At 71.8% G+C, this 13,711-nt stretch carries 9 protein-coding genes; 1 reads left to right on the forward strand and 8 read right to left on the reverse strand.

The window, feature by feature from the left end:
- Positions 1-8: 8 nt before the first annotated feature.
- The 6 genes from ACFY16_RS23900 to ACFY16_RS23925 all read right to left on the reverse strand — a co-directional run bounded on the left by ACFY16_RS23900 (position 9) and on the right by ACFY16_RS23925 (position 9,730).
- Positions 9-1,616 carry an acyl-CoA carboxylase subunit beta gene (locus ACFY16_RS23900; RefSeq protein ID WP_390649188.1) on the reverse strand — a complete coding sequence of 536 codons (1,608 nt, stop codon included), beginning with the start codon at positions 1,614-1,616 and terminating at the stop codon, positions 9-11.
- Positions 1,613-3,298: an acyclic terpene utilization AtuA family protein gene (locus ACFY16_RS23905; RefSeq protein WP_390649189.1), complete on the reverse strand. Its 1,686-nt coding sequence runs from the start codon at positions 3,296-3,298 to the stop codon at positions 1,613-1,615. The genes ACFY16_RS23900 and ACFY16_RS23905 overlap by 4 nt, the downstream gene beginning before the upstream one ends.
- Complete coding sequence (locus ACFY16_RS23910) at positions 3,295-4,095, reverse strand: TIGR03084 family metal-binding protein (protein ID WP_390649190.1); 801 nt, start codon at positions 4,093-4,095, stop codon at positions 3,295-3,297. The genes ACFY16_RS23905 and ACFY16_RS23910 overlap by 4 nt, the downstream gene beginning before the upstream one ends.
- A 373-nt stretch (positions 4,096-4,468) precedes the next feature.
- A complete protein-coding gene (locus ACFY16_RS23915) occupies positions 4,469-5,401 on the reverse strand; it encodes a DMT family transporter (RefSeq protein WP_390649191.1) in 933 nt (310 codons plus the stop codon).
- Between the two features lie 116 nt (positions 5,402-5,517).
- The gene (locus tag ACFY16_RS23920) at positions 5,518-6,639 is read right to left on the reverse strand and encodes a lipid II:glycine glycyltransferase FemX (protein ID WP_390649192.1); all 1,122 of its coding nucleotides are present in this window, start codon (positions 6,637-6,639) and stop codon (positions 5,518-5,520) included.
- A gap of 109 nt (positions 6,640-6,748) precedes the next feature.
- Complete coding sequence (locus ACFY16_RS23925; protein ID WP_390649193.1) at positions 6,749-9,730, reverse strand: FAD-binding and (Fe-S)-binding domain-containing protein; 2,982 nt, start codon at positions 9,728-9,730, stop codon at positions 6,749-6,751.
- A gap of 142 nt (positions 9,731-9,872) precedes the next feature.
- Between ACFY16_RS23925 and serC the strand changes: the two genes are divergently transcribed.
- Entirely contained in the window at positions 9,873-10,991 is a 1,119-nt protein-coding gene (serC, locus tag ACFY16_RS23930) for a phosphoserine transaminase (protein ID WP_390649194.1), read from the forward strand.
- Positions 10,992-11,050: 59 nt separating this feature from the next.
- Here the strand turns inward: serC and ACFY16_RS23935 are convergent, their stop codons facing one another.
- Entirely contained in the window at positions 11,051-12,565 is a 1,515-nt protein-coding gene (locus tag ACFY16_RS23935; RefSeq protein ID WP_390649195.1) for a cellulase family glycosylhydrolase, read from the reverse strand.
- 123 nt (positions 12,566-12,688) lie between these two features.
- Positions 12,689-13,678 carry a WD40 repeat domain-containing protein gene (locus ACFY16_RS23940; protein ID WP_390649196.1) on the reverse strand — a complete coding sequence of 330 codons (990 nt, stop codon included), beginning with the start codon at positions 13,676-13,678 and terminating at the stop codon, positions 12,689-12,691.
- Positions 13,679-13,711 lie beyond the last annotated feature (33 nt).

Raw genomic sequence — 13,711 nt, forward strand, 5'->3', positions numbered from 1 at the left:
TCGGGACCTCACATCCGGAAGACGCCGAAGCCGCCGCGCGCGCCCTCGTAGGGCGCGGTGTGGACGGCCGACAGGCACAGGCCGAGGACGGTGCGGGTGTCGCGCGGGTCGATGACGCCGTCGTCGTACAGCCGCCCGGACAGGAACATCGGCAGGGACTCGGACTCGATCTGCTGCTCGACCATGGCGCGCAGGGCCGCGTCGGCGTCGTCGTCGTACGGCTGCCCCTTCGCGGCGGCCGACTGCCGGGCGACGATCGAGAGCACGCCGGCCAGCTGCTGCGGCCCCATCACGGCCGATTTCGCGCTGGGCCAGGCGAACAGGAAGCGCGGGTCGTACGCCCGCCCGCACATGCCGTAGTGCCCGGCACCGTACGAGGCGCCCATCAGGACGGACAGGTGGGGCACCGTGGAGTTGCTGACCGCGTTGATCATCATCGCGCCGTGCTTGATGATGCCGCCCTGCTCGTACTCCCGGCCGACCATGTAGCCGGTGGTGTTGTGCAGGAACAGCAGGGGGATGTCGCGCTGGTTGGCCAGCTGGATGAACTGGGCGGCCTTCTGGGACTCCGCGCTGAACAGCACGCCCTGGGCGTTCGCCAGGATCCCGACGGGATAGCCGTGCAGGGTGGCCCAGCCGGTGGCGAGGCTCGTCCCGTACAGCGGCTTGAACTCGTCGAAGTCGGAGGCGTCGACGATCCGGGCGATGACCTCGCGCGGGTCGAAGGGGATCTTGAGGTCGCCCGGAACGATTCCCAGGAGTTCCTCCTCGTCGTACTTGGGAGGGATCACCGGCCCCGGGTCGCCGTACGCCTTGCGGTGGTTGAGCCGGGCCACGACCCGCCGCGCCTGCCGCAGCGCGTCCCGCTCGTCGACGGCGAAGTAGTCGGCGAGACCCGACACGCGCGCGTGCATCTCGGCTCCGCCGAGCGACTCGTCGTCGCTCTCCTCCCCGGTGGCCATCTTCACCAGCGGCGGCCCGCCGAGGAACACCTTCGCCCGCTCCTTGACCATGATCACGTGGTCGGACATGCCGGGGATGTAGGCGCCCCCGGCGGTCGAGTTCCCGAAGACGACGGCGAGGGTGGGGATTCCGGCGGCCGACAGCCGCGTCAGATCCCGGAAGATCGCGCCCCCGGGAATGAAGATCTCCTTCTGGGACGGCAGATCGGCTCCGCCCGACTCCACGAGGCTGATGCAGGGCAGCCGGTTGGCGAGCGCGATGTCGTTCGCACGCAGGGCCTTCTTCAGGCTCCACGGGTTGCTGGCGCCGCCGCGCACGGTGGGGTCGTTGGCGGTGATCAGGCACTCCACGCCCTCGACGACACCGATGCCGGTGACGAGCGAGGCACCCACGGCGTACTCGGGGGAGGCGCTGCCCCAGGCGGCCAGCGGCGACAGCTCCAGGAACGGCGTGTCGGGGTCGAGGAGCAGCTCGATGCGCTCCCGGGCGAGCAGCTTGCCGCGCCCGCGGTGCCGCTCGACGTACTTCGGGCCGCCCCCGGCCAGCGCCTTCGCGTGCTCGGCGTCGAGGTCGGCGAGCTTGGCGAGCATGGCCTCGCGGTGGGCCCGGTGATCCGGGCTGTTGACGTCCAGCGCGGACGACAGGACCGTCACAGCAGAGCCTCCGGTATGTCCAGGTGACGGGAGCGCAGCCACTCCCCGAGGGCCTTGGCCTGCGGGTCGAAGCGGTGCTGGGCGGCGACGCCGGCGCCGAGGATCCCCTCGACGACGAAGTTGAGGGCCCGCAGGTTGGGCAGGACGTGCCGGACGACGGTCAGTTCGGCGGTCTCCGGCAGGAGCTCGCGCAGCCGCTCGACGGTGAGGGTGTGCACCAGCCACCGCCAGGCGTCGTCCGTACGGACCCACACCCCGACATTGGCGTCTCCGCCCTTGTCTCCGCTGCGGGCACCGGCGACAAGACCGAGAGGGGCGCGTCGGGTCGGTGCCGTCGGCGGTACCGGCTCGGGCGGGGGCGGCTCCGGCACGTCGTGGAGTACGAGGGTGTCGTGGGCGGCGGGCACATGGATCCGGCGCCCGTCATGGAGGACCGCCCTGTGCTCGACGGTGTCCTGGGGGACGTGGTCGGCCTCGAAGACCCCATAGGGAGCGCCCTTTCCAGGTGGCGCCAGCACATGAAATCCCGGGTAACTGGCGAGCGCGAGCTCCACCGCCGCCCCGCTCAGCGCCCGTCCCACGACCGCCTGGTCCGGGTCGTGCACGACGAGCCGCAGCAGCGCGCTGGCGGTCTCCTCGCTGTCGGCGTCGGTCCGGTCGGTGCGGACGAGGTCCCAACGCACCTCTGCGGGCGGGTGTTCGGCGAACGCGTCCGTCATCTGCTCCCGCACGAGCGCGGCCTTGGCCTCGACGTCGAGGCCGGTGAGGACGAAGACGACCTCGTTGCGGAAGCCGCCGAGGCGGTTGAGGCCGACCTTGAGGGTCGGCGGCGGGGCCTCCCCGCGGACGCCCTCGACGCGCACCCGGTCGGGCCCGTTCTGGGTGAGCCGTACGGTGTCCAGCCGGGCGGTGACGTCGGGTCCCGCGTACCGGGCGCCCCCGGTCTCGTAGAGCAGCTGGGCGGTGACCGTGCCGACGTCGACGAAACCGCCGGTGCCGGGGTGCTTGGTGATGACGCAGCTGCCGTCGGCGTGGAGTTCGGCGAGGGGGAAACCGGGTCGGCGGACGTCACCGTCGCCCTGGCTGAAGAAGGCGTAGTTGCCGCCGGTCGCCTGTGTCCCGCACTCCAGGATGTGCCCGGCGACGACGGCACCGGCCAGCCGGTCGTGGTCGTCCGCCGCCCAGCCGAAGTGGGCGGCGGCGGGCCCGGTGACCAGTGCCGCGTCCGTCACCCGCCCGGTGACCACGATGTCCGCGCCCTCCCGCAGGCAGGCGGCGATGCCGAAGCCGCCGAGGTAGGCGTGGGCGGCGAGGCTGTCGGGACAGCGGGCCCTGAGGTCGTCGCCCTCGACGTGGGCGACGCGCGCGGGGATGCCGATCCGGTCGGCCAACCGCCGTACGGCGTCGGCGAGTCCGGCCGGGTTCAGCCCGCCGGCGTTGGTCACGATGCGTACGCCTCGCTCGTGGGCGAGGCCGAGGCACTCCTCCAGCTGCCGCAGGAAGGTGCGGGCGTATCCGGCGGCCGGGTCCTTGAGGCGGTCGCGGCCCAGGATGAGCATGGTCAGCTCGGCGAGGTAGTCGCCGGTCAGTACGTCGAGTTCGCCGCCGGTGAGCATCTCGCGCAGGGCGTCGAAGCGGTCGCCGTAGAAGCCTGAGGCGTTGCCGATGCGCAGGGTCGTCACCGGGCGACGTCCTCCCCCTTCGGTGGGCGCCCGGCGCCGGGCGGGCCGGCGAAGGCCTGGGCGATGTCGAGCCAGCGGTCGGCGTCGGGGCCTTCGCTGTGCAGCGCCAGGTCGCAGCGGTGGGCACGCTGGGTGACCAGGAGGCAGAAGTCGAGGGCGGGGCCGGTGACGCGCTGCGGGGCGTCCTCGGGGCCGTACGCCCACAGGTCGCCGGCGGGTGAGACGAGTTCGACGCGGAAGGCGTCGGCGGGCGGGGTGACTCCGTGGACGCCGAAGGCGAAGTCCCGGGTCCGCACCCCGAGCCACACCACATGCCTGAGCCGGTCCGTGGGTGGGCGCACCACACCGAGGGTGTCCGCCACGTCCTGGCTGTGGGCCCAGGTCTCCATCAGACGGGCGGTAGCCATGGAGGCGGCCGACATGGGCGGGCCGTACCAGGGGAAACGGGCGTCGGCCGCGGCGGCGCGCAGCGCCTTGTCCAGGGCGGCCCGTCCTGCCCGCCACTGCGACAGCAACTCGGCGGGCGGGAGTCGAGCCCCCTCCTGCGCACCCTCGTCGACGAACGACTCCGGCGCGGCGAGCGCCTTCTCGACGAGCTCGCCGAAGCCGTCCTCGTCCGTGACGGACAGCAGGGCCGAGCGGTCGGTCCAGGCGAGGTGCGCGATCTGGTGGGCGATGGTCCAGCCGGGGGCGGGGGTCGGGAGCGACCACTGCCGCGGGCTCAACCCGCCCACGAGCCGGTCGAGTTCCTCGCTCTCCTCGCGCAGGTCGTCGATCACGGGCGTGGGGTCGGACACGATGGCGCTCCCCTCGGGCACGGCGGTGTGCGGCGCGGTGTGGTGAGGAGCATGGCAGCACGACCATAAACAATCAAGCATGCTTGCATGAATTTGGCGGCCGTTCACCGATGCCGAAGCAGGCAGGGGATGGTGTGAGTCGAGACCGCCTATGCGTGACGCCGCCGGTCCGCTCAGGCGAGGGGCTCGGGCGTGATCTGTCAGATGCTCACGAGTTCCGAGCGCGGCGTGATCATGCAGACGAAGAAGCCACCGGCCACGGCCGCCGTTTCCTTCGTGTCCTCGTCCGACCGACCGGCCGCGCGCCGGTGCCGGGGGTCAGGGCACGAGCCCGACTCCAGTCCCCTCGCTCCTCGCCCCGTCGCGACAATGCTCAGGAAACGGGGTCCAGCCCCTTCACCTTTCCCCGCCCCACCTGCGTCCGCACCGCCCCCATGCTCGCCGCGACGACCAGGGCGATGGCCGCCGCCTGCAGGGCGGAAAGCGCCTGGTCCAGGATGAGGAAGCCGGCTGTTGCCGCGATCGCCGGTTCAAGGCTCATCAGGATCGCGAAGGTGGAGGCGGGCAGGCGGCGCAGGGCGAGGAGTTCGAGCGTGTACGGGAGGACGGAGGAGAGGAGGGCCACCCCGGCGCCGAGGGCGAACGTCACCGGGTCGAGGAGCTTCGTGCCCGACTCGGCGATCCCCAGCGGCAGGAACAGCACCGCCCCGACCGCCATCGCGAGGGCGAGCCCGTCGGCCTGCGGGAAGCGGCGGCCCGTACGGGCGCTGAAGACGATGTACGCCGCCCACATCGCGCCCGCGCTCAGGGCGAAGGCGACGCCCGCGGGGTCGAGGTCGCCGAAGCCTCCGCCGCCGAGGAGGAAGACGCCGGTGAGGGCCAGAGCGGCCCAGACGACGTTGAGTGCGCGCCGGGACGCGAGGACGGAGAGGGCCAGGGGGCCGAGGACCTCGAGGGTGACGGCGGGGCCCAGCGGAATGCGGTCGACCGCTTGGTAGAAGAGGCCGTTCATCGCGGCCATCGTGATGCCGAAGACGACGACCGTGCCCCAGTCGGCGCGGGAGTGCCCGCGCAGTCGCGGCCGGCAGACCAGCAGCAGGACCGCCGCCGCCACCAGCAGCCGCAGGCTCACCACGCCGAGCGCGCCGGCCCGCGGCATCAGGGTCACCGCCAGGGCTCCGCCGAACTGCACCGAGACCCCGCCGGCGAACACCAGGCCGATGGGACCGAGGGAACCCCGGCGGTGCCCAGGGGAGGCGACCCCGGTCAGGGACGGGGTCGACGTCGAGGTCGGGGTCGGAGTCACGGGCGGTCCAGGGGCTTGGTGCGGGATTCGTTCATCATGATGTACTACCAAGTCCAGGGTAATGGACTCAGTCAGGCGTGTGAACCCGGTATGCGACTGTCCCGGAGGTCGGGCGGCTACCGACGGGCCATATAGACGTTCAGCGCCCTGTGCAGGAGCTTGTTGAGCGGGAAGTCCCACTCGCCGAGGTACTCGACGGCCTGCCCGCCGGTGCCCACCTTGAAGCGGAGCAGGCCGAGCAGGTGGTTGGAGTCCTCCAGCGTGTCGGTGATCCCCCGCAGGTCGTAGACGGTGGCGCCGAGTCGGTGGGCGTCGGCCATCATGCGCCACTGCATGGCGTTGTTGGGCTGGACCTCGCGTCTGCGACCGGTGGAGGCGCCGTAGGAGTACCAGACGTGGTCACCCACGGTGAGCATGGTGGCCGCGGCGAGGACGTCGCCGTCGTGATGGGCGAGGTAGAGCCGCATGCGGTCGGGGTCCTCGGCGGTGAGCGCGGTCCACATCCGCTGGAAGTAGGACAGCGGGCGCGGGATGAAGCGGTCGCGCTCGGCGGTCTCGGTGTACAGCCCGTAGAACGCCGGCAGGTCCTCGGGGCCGCCGCGTACGACCTTCACGCCGGCCTTCTCCGCCTTCTTGATGTTGCGCCGCCACTGCTGGTTGAGGCCGCCGTGGATGTCGTCCAGCGACCGCCCGGCGAACGGCACCTGGAAGACGTACCGGGGTTGTCCGGCGGCGAAGCCGTCCTCACCGCCGGGTTCGGTCTGCCGCCAGCCCATGCGGCGCAGTCGGTCCGCGACGTCGAGGGCGCGCGGTTCGTCCGACGTCGGCTCCGCGTCCCGCAGCCGCCGCGCGCCGGGATCCGCGATCGCCGCCTTGACCGCGTCCGCGTTCCAGCGGCGTACGACTACGGGCGGGCCCATCTTGACCGAGAACGCGCCCCGCGCCTTCAGATGGACGAGCATCGCCTCCAGGCGGCGCTCCAGGTCGGGCGCGTACCAGTCGATCACCGGTCCCTCCGGCAGATACGCGAGGTACCGCCTCAGCTTCGGCAGCGGCCGCAGCAGCACGAGTCCCGCCCCGACGAGCCGCCCCTCCTCGTCGAACCAGCCCAGGCTCTCCGCCCGCCAGTCGGGCTTCACGTCGCCCCAGGAGGGGAGCTGCATGTGGCTGACGGACGGGCGTGCCGCGACGAACGCCAAGTGCTCGGAGCGGGTGATGGGCTGGACGCGGAAGGTCATGCGCGGGGCTCCCTTGTGCGGCTTTCGTGACTGATACGGCGGCGGCCTCAGTGGCCGATACGGCCGCATTCGCGACTGATGCGGCCGCACTCGTTGCTGATCCGCCAGCCTAGGAGGGCTCGCCCCCCGCGTCCCGCGCCACGCGGTCGGCCGGCCTTTCCTCCAGCCCCTCTGCCAACACCTCCGCCAGATGCTTGCCCCGCACCCCCGCCAGCTGCTCCAGCTGCGTCCGGCAGGAGAACCCGTCCGCCAGGACCACCGCCCCGGGCCCCGCATCGCGCACCGCCGGCAGAAGCTGATCCTCCGCGCAGGCCGTCGACACCTCGTAGTGCCCTCTCTCGAAACCGAAGTTCCCGGCGAGGCCGCAGCAGCCGCCGCTGAGGTCGCCGGTCAGTCCGGCCGCGGTGCGCAGGCGGCGGTCCGGGGCGTCGCCCAGGACCGCGTGCTGGTGGCAGTGGGTCTGGCCGACGGCCGGGCGGTCCACTCGGGGCGGAGTCCAGTCGGGGGCGTGGCGTTCGAGAGCCTCCGCGAAGGTCAGGACGCGGGCGGCGAGGCGAGCCGCGCGCGGGTCGTCGTGCAGCAGCTCGGGCAGGTCGGTGCGGAGGGCCGCCGCACAGCTCGGTTCCAGGACGACGACCGGGGCGGCGGTCTCCAGGACCGGAGCCATGAGGTCGAGGGTCCGGCGCAGCACCGTGCGGGCGCGGTCGAGCTGGCCCGTGGAGATGTACGTCAGGCCGCAGCAGACGCGGCCTCGGCGGGCGGTCAGCAGGGCGGCCGCGGACTTCGACCGGCCGTCCCCGACCGGCCGCCCGCGCATCCGCAGCGTCGGCGGCAGCACCACCCGCAGCCCGGCCGCCTCCAGCACCCGGACGGCCGCCTGCCCCACGGCCGGCGAGAGGTACTCGGTGAAGGTGTCCGGCCACAGGACGACCAGGTCGCCGGTACCCTCCACCGCCCCCTGTCTCGAAAGCGCCGTCCCCTTCCCCGAATGCACCGTCCCCTTCCTCGAACCCCACCACCGGCTGAACGTCTCCCCCGCCAGCCGCGGGATCTCCCGCTCCGGCGCGATCCCGCCCAGCCGCTTCGCCGTCCACGCCAGCGGCCGTACGGAGGCGAGAGCGTTCACCACCCCCACCGCGCGCGTACGGGACGCCCAGCGCAGCCACACCGGCAGCCACCCCATGGTGTAGTGGGCGGCGGGGCGGCGGCGCCCGGCGTAGTGGTGGTGCAGGAACTCCGCCTTGTAGGTGGCCATGTCGACCTCGACCGGGCAGTCGGAGCGGCACCCCTTGCAGGACAGGCACAGGTCCAGCGCGTCCCTGACCTCCGGTGACCGCCAGCCGTCCGCGACCAGCTCGCCGGCCAGCATCTCGTGCAGCAGGCGGGCGCGTCCGCGCGTGGAGTGCGCCTCCTCGCCGGTCGCCCGGAAGGACGGGCACATCACGGCGGGGCCGGACGCCTCCGTCGTACGGCATTTCGCGACCCCGACGCAGCGGCGCACCGCCGCCGAGAAGTCGCCGCCGTCTGCCGGGTAGCCGAAGGCCACGTCCACCGGCGTGCGGGGGAGGACGGCGAAGCGGAGGTTCGCGTCCAGGGGCTCGGGCCGGACCAGCATCCCCGGGTTGAGCAGGTCGTCCGGGTCCCACACCGCCTTGGCCCGCTCGAAGAGCGCCACCATCTCCGCGCCGTACATCTTCGGCAGCAGCTCCGCGCGTGCCTGCCCGTCGCCGTGCTCGCCCGACAGCGAGCCGCCGTGCGCCACGACCAGCTCGGCGAGCTCCTCGGAGAAGCGGCGGAAGCGGACCACGCCCTGCTCCGTCAGCAGGTCGAAGTCGATGCGGACGTGGATGCAGCCGTCCCCGAAGTGCCCGTACGGCGTGCCGCGCAGGCCGTGGGCGGACAGCAGTCCCCGGAAGTCCCGCAGATACGCGCCGAGCCGGGCGGGCGGCACCGCGCAGTCCTCCCAGCCGGGCCAGGCCTCGGAGCCGTCCGGCATCCGGGTCGCCGTACCGCTCGCGTCCTCCCGGACGCGCCACAGCGCGCGCTGTCCCGCCGGGTCGGTGACCACCAGCGAGTCGAGGACGTCGGCCGCCCGCACGACCGCCTCCGCACGCGCGCGTGCCTGCGCCGCCGTCTCCCCGCCCGTCTCCACGAACAGCCAGGCACCGCCCCGGGGCAGGTCGGCCGCGGTCGGCACCAGGTCGGCCGCCATTCCCTCCACCGTCAGCGGCCGGAGCGGCAGCAGCCCCGCGGCGGCCTCGGCGGCGGCGCTCTCGTCGGCGTACCCCAGCACGGCGAGGGCACGCGCGCGTGGTGCCTCGACGAGCCGTACGACCGCCTCCGTCAGCACGCCCAGCGTGCCCTCCGAACCGCAGAAGGAGCGGGCGACATCGGCGCCCTTCTCGGGCAGCAGCGCGTCCAGGGCGTACCCGGAGATACGGCGGGGCAGCTCGGGGAAGCCGGTGCGCAGCCGCGCCAACTCGCCCTCCACCAGCCCGCGCAGGCCCTCCGGTGCCCCCGCCCACCCCTGCCCCAGTCGCAACCGCTGCCCGCGCGCGGTGACCACGTCCAGCTCGCGCACGCTGTCCGCCGTCGTCCCCCAGGCCACCGAGTGCGAGCCGCAGGAGTTGTTGCCGATCATCCCGCCGAGCGTGCACCTGCTGTGGGTGGACGGGTCGGGGCCGAAGCGCAGCCCGTGCGGCGCGGCAGCCTCCTGAAGACGGTCGAGGACGAGCCCCGGCTGCACGACGGCCGTACGCGCGTCCGGGTCCAGCGAGACGAGCCGGTTCATGTGCCGGGTGAAGTCCAGCACCACCCCCGTCCCCGTCGCCTGCCCCGCGATCGACGTCCCCCCGCCCCGCGCCACCACCGGCACCCCGCGCGACCGGCACACCGCCAGCACCGCCGCCACGTCGTCGGCGTCCCGCGGAGCCACGACCCCGAGCGGGACACGCCGGTAGTTGGACGCGTCCATCGTCACCAGCGCCCGGGAGGTGACATCGAACCCGACCTCACCCCGGACGACCCCGCGCAGCTCCGCCTCGAGAGCTTCGCGAGCCGCATGAGCTTCCTGAGCAGCGCGAACCGTCATACGTCCAGAATGCACTCGGCCACTGACAGTGACGGCGACGGGTACGGTTTCGTAGATCCCCACAGGTCCAAAAGCCGGAGAAGTCGTCTCATCGAACGGACACGTTTCCGTCCGGTTTCGCCGAGGGGATACCCTCCGGCTCGTGGCTGAGATCCAGATTCCTGCTGACATCAAGCCCGCGGACGGTCGATTCGGCGCGGGTCCCTCCAAGGTGCGGGTGGAGGCGCTGGACGCCCTGGCCGCCACCGGTACGTCCCTGCTCGGCACCTCCCACCGCCAGGCCCCGGTCAAGAACCTGGTCGGCCAGGTCCGCGAGGGCATCTCCGAGCTGTTCCAGCTCCCCGAGGGCTACGAGGTCGTCCTCGGCAACGGCGGCTCCACCGCGTTCTGGGACATCGCGACCCACGGCCTGATCGAGAACAAGTCGCAGCACCTCACCTTCGGTGAGTTCAGCTCCAAGTTCGCCAAGGCCGCCAAGCTGGCCCCCTGGCTGGCCGAGCCGGACGTCATCTCCACCGACCCGGGCACACACCCCGAACCGGTCGCCGAGGCGGGCGTCGACGTGTACGCCTTCACGCACAACGAGACCTCGACCGGCGTCGCCATGCCCATCAAGCGCGTGGCCGGCGCCGACGAGGGTGCGCTGGTCCTGGTCGACGCCACCTCCGGCGCCGGCGGCCTCCCGGTCGACATCGCCGAGACCGACGTCTACTACTTCGCCCCGCAGAAGTCCTTCGCCTCCGACGGCGGCCTGTGGATCGGCGTGTTCTCCCCGGCCGCCGTCGAGCGCGCCGAGCGCATCCACGCGTCCGGCCGCCACATCCCGGAGTTCTTCAGCCTCCCGACGGCGATCGACAACTCCCGCAAGAACCAGACGTACAACACCCCGGCTCTCGCCACCCTCTTCCTGCTCAACCAGCAGCTGGAGTGGATCAACGGCCAGGGCGGCCTGGACTGGTCGGTCCGCCGCACGGCCACCTCCGCGCGCACGCTGTACGGCTGGGCCGAGGACATCAAGTACGCGAACCCCTTCGTCGCCGACCCGGCCAAGCGCTCCCAGGTCATCGGCACGATCGACTTCGTGGACGACATCGACGCCGCCGCCATCGCCAAGGTCCTGCGCGCCAACGGCATCGTCGACACCGAGCCCTACCGCAAGCTCGGCCGCAACCAGCTCCGCGTCGCGATGTTCCCGGCGATCGACCCGGCGGACGTCGACGCGCTGACGAAGTGCATCGACTACGTGATCGAGAAGCTCTAGCAGTCCCCGTACGACGACGAGGGGCGCCCGGCGACGAACCGGGCGCCCCTCGTCGCGTCTCATGCCGCCGTACAGCTCACGCTCGGTACCGCGCCGCCGCCCGGCGCACCCCCGAACCCGAAACTCGCCGAACCGCCCGCCGCGACCGCGCCGTTGTGCGCGGCGTTCACCGCCGTCACGGTCGAGCCGCTCCGGGTGTACGAGGCGTTCCACATGTTGGTGATCTGCTGCGAGCCGCTCCAGGTCCAGGTCACCTTCCAGGAACTGATCGCGCCGCTCCCGGTGTTGGTCACCTTCACCTCGGCGTTGAACCCGCTCCCCCAGTCGCTGCTGACGGTGTACACGGCGCTGCACGCGGCCGTGCTCCCGCCTCCGTCGTCGCCACCGCCGTCGTCACCGCCGGTCCCGGTCGAGGGGAATCCCGCCGCCTTGACGCTCGCCAGGTACCCGTCCTTCACCGTGTCCACGGTCGCCCAGTCGTCCTTCAGGATTCCGCCGGTGTCCCCGGAGTTGGGGTTCCACGACCAGAACGTCCACTGGAAGGAATCAGCCCCGTACGTCGACGTCGGCCGCAGGTAGCTCACCAGCGCGGCCAGCCACTTCTGGTCCACCGTCGACTGGAGCGTCGTACCGAACTCGCCCACCCACACCGGGGCGATGTTCTGCTTGAAGATGTAGCCCCAGTACTTGTCCCAGACGCCCGGCATGTTGTCGGGGAACGACGGATCGCTGAACCAGCTCTGCTGGGCCACGCTGGTCGCGTAGTCGTGGGCGGAGTACACGACCCGGTTGGCCACGTCGAGCTGGACGGGGTACTGGGCGACACCCATCAGGTTGCCGCCCCACCAGCCGGACACGCCGTTGTACGTCTGCACGCCCTCGACGAAGATCAGCAGGTCGGGGTTGACCGACAGCACGGCGTTCCCCGCCCGCTGCGCCGCCAGCCGCCAGTCCGTCGCCGTGTCGCCGCAGCCCCAACAGGCCGGGTCGTGCGGCTCGTTGTGCAGGTCGATGCCGATGACGGTGTCCTGGCCGTCGTAGCGAGCCGCCAGGGACTTCAGGTTGGCGATCCAGGTCGACTCCGGGACGGCCGACGTGTACCAGAGGGCCGACTGCCCGGCCGAGTCCGGCCGGTGCCGGTCGAGGATGACCTTCAGGCCGTCCTGGCCGGCGTACGACACGATCTTGTCCATGACGCCCAGCGAGCTGAGCCCTTGGAGGTCCGCGTTCTTGCCGCTGGAGAAGTCGATGCTGTTCGGGACGGTCGCGCTCTTGAAGATGTCGTCGCTGTACGGGAGCCGGATGGTGTTGTACCCCAGCGACTTCATCTGGTCGATCATGCTCTTGTAGTCGCGCGACCAGAGGCCGTGAACGACGTGGTTGCTGGTCTCGAAGCCGAACCAGTTGATGCCGGCGATCCGGACGGGCTGCCCGGCCGCGTCCAGGATCTGCCGGCCGCTGGTGTGCCAGTAGCCGGCTCCGGGGTCGGCCGCATGGGCGGTCTGGGCACCCGCCAGCGGTACCAGGAGCGCCGCGGCGGCAGCACACAGCGCTCTTCGCAAGCTGCGGAACATGTCGCTGCTTCCTCTCGGGAGTGCGGGCCCGGAACATGTGGGAGCGCTCCCACGACACCGCATCCCCATCGAAGCCAGTTCTCATGAACCCGTCAAGACACTCGACGTCACCTCGACGTCATCTCAGTCCCGCCGCACCAGCCGTCGCACGCCGAACAGCGCGGCACAGATGACGGCGACGGCGACGGCGCCGACCTTGAAGCCGCTGTCGCCGGACCCGCCGCTCGCCGTCGAATCCCCTGAACCGCCGCTACCAGAGGGCGACTTGGAGCCGGATCCGCTCCCGCCCGATCCCCCCTCGGGCGCGTCCTCCGCCTTCACGGAACTGTCGGCCCCTTCACTGCCGTACATCAGCTTGGTGCCGTCGGCGGAGTAGCTGACGGACTCCCCCTGCTGCTGCAACGGCACGTCGAGACGGCCCAGCCGCTTGATCTTCCCGTCGTTCCAGTCGTAGACGATCCCCCCGAAGTAGCCGCGTACGGCGAGCTGCTCGCCGTCCGGGGAGAAGGCGGCGTCGGTGGCCCAGAGGTCGACGGTGGCGACGGGCTTGAAGATGTTGGTGCCGGAGGCGGAGAGGGTGGCCGGGCCCTCGTACAGATGCCCGCCGTCCTCGTTCTTGTCGATGATGTACGCGCGGCCGGTCTTCGGGTCGACGGCGAGCGACTCGGCGTTGCGGGCGCCGTCCGCGTACTTCACCACGTACTGCGTGGCCCTGATCGTCTGGTCGACCAGCTTCTTCGGCTCGGACAGCTGATAGATCCACACATAGGGCCACTTGCCGCCGAGGTTGTCGCCGATGTCGCCGATGTAGATCTGGTTGTCGGGGCCGATGGAGATGGCCTCGACGTCGCGGGGCGAGCCGATGCCGCTGAGGGTGATGCGGGCGACGGTCTTCCCGGTGCCGCTGTCGACGGCGTAGATGTACGGCCCGTCGTCGCTGTCGTTGTGCGTCCAGTAGATGCCGGGGTGCAGGTGGGAGGCCGCGAGCCCGCTGGACTCGGTGATGCGCGGGTCCTGGATGGTGAACCCCTGGTCACCGTCGGCGGCGGAGGCGGGCACGGTGAACGCACCCACGAGCAGGGCCCCGGCGAGGAGGGCGAACGGTCGACGCATGCCCCCAAGACTGCCATCCCGGACTGTGCGGCA

Source organism: Streptomyces sp. NPDC001315 (assembly GCF_042896175.1).
GTDB lineage: Bacteria > Actinomycetota > Actinomycetes > Streptomycetales > Streptomycetaceae > Streptomyces.

Bases quoted from the DNA above. Each gene is read 5' to 3' on its own strand.
- ACFY16_RS23920 (WP_390649192.1), bottom strand. From the start codon at position 6,639: ATGACCTTCCGCGTCCAGCCCATCACCCGCTCCGAGCACTTGGCGTTC.
- ACFY16_RS23925 (WP_390649193.1), bottom strand. From the start codon at position 9,730: ATGACGGTTCGCGCTGCTCAGGAAGCTCATGCGGCTCGCGAAGCTCTC.
- ACFY16_RS23935 (WP_390649195.1), bottom strand. From the start codon at position 12,565: ATGTTCCGCAGCTTGCGAAGAGCGCTGTGTGCTGCCGCCGCGGCGCTC.
- ACFY16_RS23940 (WP_390649196.1), bottom strand. From the start codon at position 13,678: ATGCGTCGACCGTTCGCCCTCCTCGCCGGGGCCCTGCTCGTGGGTGCG.